General features: G+C 75.5%; 6 protein-coding genes. 3 read left to right on the top strand and 3 right to left on the bottom strand.

Translation table 11 applies throughout. From position 1 onward, the window contains the following. A partial coding sequence (locus tag ACIQOV_RS29410; RefSeq protein ID WP_401053595.1) for a LysR family transcriptional regulator occupies positions 1-777 on the bottom strand: 777 nt, incomplete at its 3' end. Positions 778-842: 65 nt separating this feature from the next. On the opposite strand from ACIQOV_RS29410, the gene ACIQOV_RS29415 reads away from it, so the two are divergent. Both ACIQOV_RS29415 and ACIQOV_RS29420 read left to right on the top strand, forming a co-directional pair. Further along, positions 843-1,664 (top strand): NAD(P)-dependent oxidoreductase, encoded by an 822-nt coding sequence (locus ACIQOV_RS29415; protein ID WP_401053597.1) that lies wholly within the window; start codon positions 843-845, stop codon positions 1,662-1,664. 344 nt (positions 1,665-2,008) lie between these two features. Next, positions 2,009-2,392: a VOC family protein gene (locus ACIQOV_RS29420; protein WP_380633776.1), complete on the top strand. Its 384-nt coding sequence runs from the start codon at positions 2,009-2,011 to the stop codon at positions 2,390-2,392. Positions 2,393-2,432: 40 nt separating this feature from the next. Here the strand turns inward: ACIQOV_RS29420 and ACIQOV_RS29425 are convergent, their stop codons facing one another. Both ACIQOV_RS29425 and ACIQOV_RS29430 read right to left on the bottom strand, forming a co-directional pair. Further along, on the bottom strand, positions 2,433-2,849 hold the full coding sequence (locus tag ACIQOV_RS29425) for a VOC family protein (RefSeq protein ID WP_401053598.1): 417 nt from the start codon (positions 2,847-2,849) through the stop codon (positions 2,433-2,435). A 5-nt stretch (positions 2,850-2,854) separates the two neighbouring features. Then, positions 2,855-3,334: a helix-turn-helix domain-containing protein gene (locus tag ACIQOV_RS29430; RefSeq protein WP_401053601.1), complete on the bottom strand. Its 480-nt coding sequence runs from the start codon at positions 3,332-3,334 to the stop codon at positions 2,855-2,857. 249 nt (positions 3,335-3,583) lie between these two features. Between ACIQOV_RS29430 and ACIQOV_RS29435 the strand changes: the two genes are divergently transcribed. Continuing rightward, on the top strand, positions 3,584-4,386 hold an 803-nt coding region (locus ACIQOV_RS29435; protein WP_401053599.1), incomplete at its 3' end, for a PP2C family protein-serine/threonine phosphatase.

The raw sequence follows: 4,386 nt of genomic DNA on the forward strand, positions 1-4,386 counted from the left end.
CAGGGGGACGAGGGCGATGCCGGGGCGGCCGACGCGGGCGGCGAGGGAGGGGATCAGGGTGGCGCCCAACCCGGCTGCCACCAGGCCGAGTTTGGCGGTCCAGGCGGCGACGGTGTACTCGATGCGGGGCTGGAACCCGCTGCGGACGCAGGCGGCGAGGAGGGTGGATTCGGCGTGGCGGCGGGCGGCGATCCAGGGTTCGTCGGCGAGTTCGGCCAGCCGCAGGCGGCGGCGTCCGGCGAGGCGGTGCCCGCGCGGGAGGGCGACCAGCACCGGGTCCTCCATCAGCGGGCGGACGTCGAACCGGTCGCCGTCGGCGGCGGGTTCGGTGTACGAGGCGACGAGGGCGAGGTCGACGGCGCCCTCGGCGAGCAGGTCCAGCAGGTGCGCCGCCAGCCCCTCGGTGAGGCCGATCTCCACGTCCGGGTGCGCGGCGCGGAAGGCGGCGAGGGCGCCGGGGACGAGGTCGGCGTTGGCACTGTCGAAGGCGCCCACCCGCAGCCGTCCGGCGGTGAGTTCGGTGAGGGCGGTCAGGTCGCGCCGGGTGGCGTCGAGCCGTTGCAGCATCGCCTCGGCGTGCGGCAGCAGGGCGCGGCCGTGCTCGGTCAGCCGTACGCCGCGCGCCAGCCGGTCGAACAACGGTGTTCCCAACTCCCCTTCCAGGGTGGCGATCTGGCGGGAGATCGCGGACTGGGTGTAGCCCAGTCGCTCACCGGCGGCGGTGAAGGAGCCCAGGTGTGCGACGGTGCGGAAGACGTCCAGCCAAGCCATGTCCATTGCGCATGACTACCATGCCGGACATTCGCTTGTCGCCTGGCTCGTGGCTGCCTAGCGTGGCGGCCATGAAGAAGATCGCTTTTCTGGGACTGGGCCGGATGGGCCTGCCGATGGCCCGCCGACTCGCCGACACCGGGCACCCGTTGACCGTCTGGAACCGCTCCCCCGGCCGCGCCGCCGGCCTCACCGGGACCGCCGGGACCGCCGGGGTCACCGGGGTCACCGAGGCCACCACCCCGGCCGAGGCCGTGCGCGGCGCGGACGTCGTCGTCACCATGCTGTCCGACCCGGCGGCCGTCGCCGAGGTGGCCGGGCAGTGCGCGGCGGAGCTGGCACCGGGCGCGCTGTGGATCGACATGTCCTCGATCGGCCCGCGGGCCACCACCGACCTGCGCGCCGGGCTGCCGGACGGCGTCGCCCTGGTGGACGCCCCGGTACTGGGCAGCACGGGCCCGGCGGCCACCGGCGGTCTGACGGTCTTCGCGGGCGGCGAGGACGCCGACCTGGACCGCGCGCAGCCCGTCCTGGAGCAGCTGGGCCGGGTGCGGCGCTGCGGCGGCCCGGGCTCGGGCGCGGCGCTGAAGGTGGTGGTGATCGGCGCGATCGTCGCCTGCGTCACCGCCCTGGGCGAAGTCCTGGCGGTGGCCGAGGAGTTGGGCGTGCCGCAGGAGCAGGCGCGGGAGGTGCTGTCGGCCGGGCCGCTCGCGGGGGTGGCGGCCCGGGCGTTCACCACGGAGTCGGACTTTCCGGTCCGGCTGGCCGCCAAGGACCTCGCCCTCGCGGGCGGCGGCCCGGTGCTGGCGGCGGCCCGCGAGGTGCTGCTGGCGCACCCGGAGATCGCCGAGCAGGACCTGTCGGCGGTGCTGGGGGCGCTGCGGGCCCGGTAGCTCACCGGCGGGGGCCACCGCCCGGGCGGTGGCGGTGGCCCCGGGCCCCGACCGACGGCCCGGCGCCGGTGCGCGGGGCGGGTGGCCCGTCAGTCGTGCGAGAAGCGATGCCCATCTCCTTGGGCGGCAGCGGGCCGTGCCGGATACCCGAAAAAATACGGGTAGGGGTATCTCGACCTGCGACAACAGCACCCATCCCGCGGTTCATTCCCCCACCGGCCGACCACCGCCCGGCGGCCCCGCCCGCCCCACGCATCGGCCTCCGGCCCCGGAGGCACCCCGTCGTCCGGGCGGGCGGATCAATTCCCTTGCGTCGCGACATGATCGACGTAGGCTGACGGACCATGGCATGCCGCATCAGTGAACTGGTCATCGAAGCCGCCGACCCCGAGCGGCTCGCCGCGTTCTGGAGCGAGGTCCTCGGCTACGTCGAAGTCGGCCGCGAGGGCGGCGGCACCATCGAGATCGGGCCGCCCGGCACCGGCTTCGGCGGCCCGCAGCCCACCCTCTTCTTCCTCCCCAACAGCGAGCCGCGGCCCGGCAAGCTCCGGCTGCACATCGACGTCAACCCCACCGACCGCGACCAGGACGCCGAGCTGGAGCGGCTGCTCGCGCTCGGCGCCGAGCCGGTCGACGTCGGCCAGCCCGCCGACGCCGCTTGGCACGTCCTGGCCGACCCGGAGGGCAACGAGTTCTGCCTCCTGCACACCCGGCTCCAGCCCGTCTGACCCGCCACGGGCCGCACAGGCCGCCCCAGGCCGCCGGCCGCTACCTCGTGCGCGGCTGGTTGAAGCGCAGCATGTTGCCCGACGGGTCGCGGAAGGCGCAGTCGCGCACCCCGTAGGGCTGGTCCATCGGCTCCTGGAGCACCTCGGCGCCGGCCGCCCGCAGCCGCTCGAAGGTGGCGTCGCAGTCGTCGGTGCGGAAGATGACACCGCGCAGCAGGCCCTTGGCGAGGAGTTCGGCGGCGGCCCGGCGGTCGGTCTCGGAGGCGTGCGGGTCGGCCAGCGGGGGCTCCAGGACGATCTCCACGCCGGGCTGGTCGGGCGAGCCGACGGTGACCCAGCGCATGCCCTCGAAGCCAACGTCGTTGCGCACCTCGAAGCCGAGGACGTCGCGGTAGAAGGAGAGCGCCCGGTCGTGGTCGTCGACGGCGATGAAGCACTGCGCGAGTTCGATGCTCATGCGCGTCACGCTACGGGAGCGCCGGGGCCGCCGTCCCGCCGGGCACCCTCGGCGTCCTTGGCCCCCTTGACCCCCTTCGTCTCCTGGGCCTCCTTGGCCTCCTTGGCCTCCTTCGTCCCCTTGGCCTCCTTGGCCTCGGCGCGGCGCACCGGGCGGGTGCGGACCTTGGCGATGCAGGCCGGGATCGCCGCGCCCGGCTCGTGGTCGCCGGCCCGGTAGGCGCTGGGGCTCTGCCCGACCAGCTCGGTGAAGCGGGTGCTGAAGGAGCCCAGCGAGGTGCAGCCCACCGCCATGCACACCTCGGTCACGCTCAGGTCCCCGCGCCGCAGCAGCGCCTTGGCCCGCTCGATCCGTCGGGTCATGAGGTAGCTGTACGGGGTCTCGCCGTAGGCGGTGCGGAAGCTGCGCGAGAAGTGGCCGGAGGACATCAGCGCGGTACGGGCCAGCGCCGGAACGTCCAGCGGCTGCGCGTACTCGCGGTCCATCCGGTCCCGGGCCCGGCGCAGCCGCACCAGGTCGTCGAGCGGTACGCGGCCCGTGGGGGTCGCACGGGAGGACGGAGGCGTGGACGGTGACGGCGGCGTGGGCGGGGGTGTGGACGGGGAGGACACACCGGCCACCGTACCGAGCGCCGCCGACAGTCGCCGTCCCCCGCCCGGCGCAGCCCGCTCGCGCCCGCCCCGCCGCGCCGACCACCCTGGAGGGACGGCCGGGCGGCGGAGAGGACGGCAGGGGTGGACCGCAACGATCAGCAGCCCGCCGCCCCGCGCGCCCCCGCCAACCGGGCGGTGGTGCTCGGCGTGCTGGCCGCCACCGCCGCCGTGCTGCTGGTCCAGGCGGCCAGCGGCACCAGCTCCCGCCTGGTGCTGCTGCTGGTGTTCCTGCCCGCGCTGCTGGCGGGTCTGGGCACCGTCGCCCAGACGGTGGCCGTCTCGGTGTGGGTGATCGCCGTGATCGTGGTCCACTCGCTGGTGGTCCCGCCCGGCGACCTGCCGGCCCGGCTGGGCACCCTGGTGGGCGTGGTCGCCGCCGAGGGCGCCGTGATCGGCCTGTGCGCGCGGCGGGTGCGGCACGAGCGGCAGCTGTCGCGGATGCGGCAGAGCGCCGTCGCCCTCCAGCGCCAGCTGCTGCGCCCGCTGCCCGTCACCACCTCGGACGTGCGCCTGGACGGGCTGTACCGGCCGGTGGAGGAGGACGCCATGGTCGGCGGCGACCTGTACGACGTCGCCGAGACCCCGCACGGCACCCGGGTGCTGGTCGGCGACGTCCAGGGCAAGGGCCTGCCCGCGATCGGGACGGGCTTCGCGGTGCTGAGCGCCTTCCGGGAGGCGGCCTTCCGCGAGGCGCGGCTGCCCGCCGTCGCCGATGCCCTGGAGGCGGCGGTGGAGCGGCACAACGCGTACGCGGTGCAGAGCGGCGAGCAGGAGCGGTTCGTCACCGCCACCGTGCTGTGCGTCGGAGGCCCGGACGGGACCGGGACCGGGAACGGGGAAGGGGACGGGGCCGGGACCGGAGAAGGAGCCAGGACCGGAGAAGG

This window comes from Kitasatospora sp. NPDC091257, from assembly GCF_044757675.1.
Taxonomy (GTDB): Bacteria; Actinomycetota; Actinomycetes; order Streptomycetales; family Streptomycetaceae; genus Kitasatospora; species Kitasatospora lactacystinica.

Excerpts from the sequence above, each read along its gene's own strand:
- ACIQOV_RS29415 (WP_401053597.1), top strand. The coding sequence starts at position 843 with ATGAAGAAGATCGCTTTTCTGGGACTGGGCCGGATGGGCCTGCCGATG.
- ACIQOV_RS29420 (WP_380633776.1), top strand. The coding sequence starts at position 2,009 with ATGGCATGCCGCATCAGTGAACTGGTCATCGAAGCCGCCGACCCCGAG.
- ACIQOV_RS29425 (WP_401053598.1), bottom strand. The coding sequence starts at position 2,849 with ATGAGCATCGAACTCGCGCAGTGCTTCATCGCCGTCGACGACCACGAC.
- ACIQOV_RS29430 (WP_401053601.1), bottom strand. The coding sequence starts at position 3,334 with ATGGACCGCGAGTACGCGCAGCCGCTGGACGTTCCGGCGCTGGCCCGT.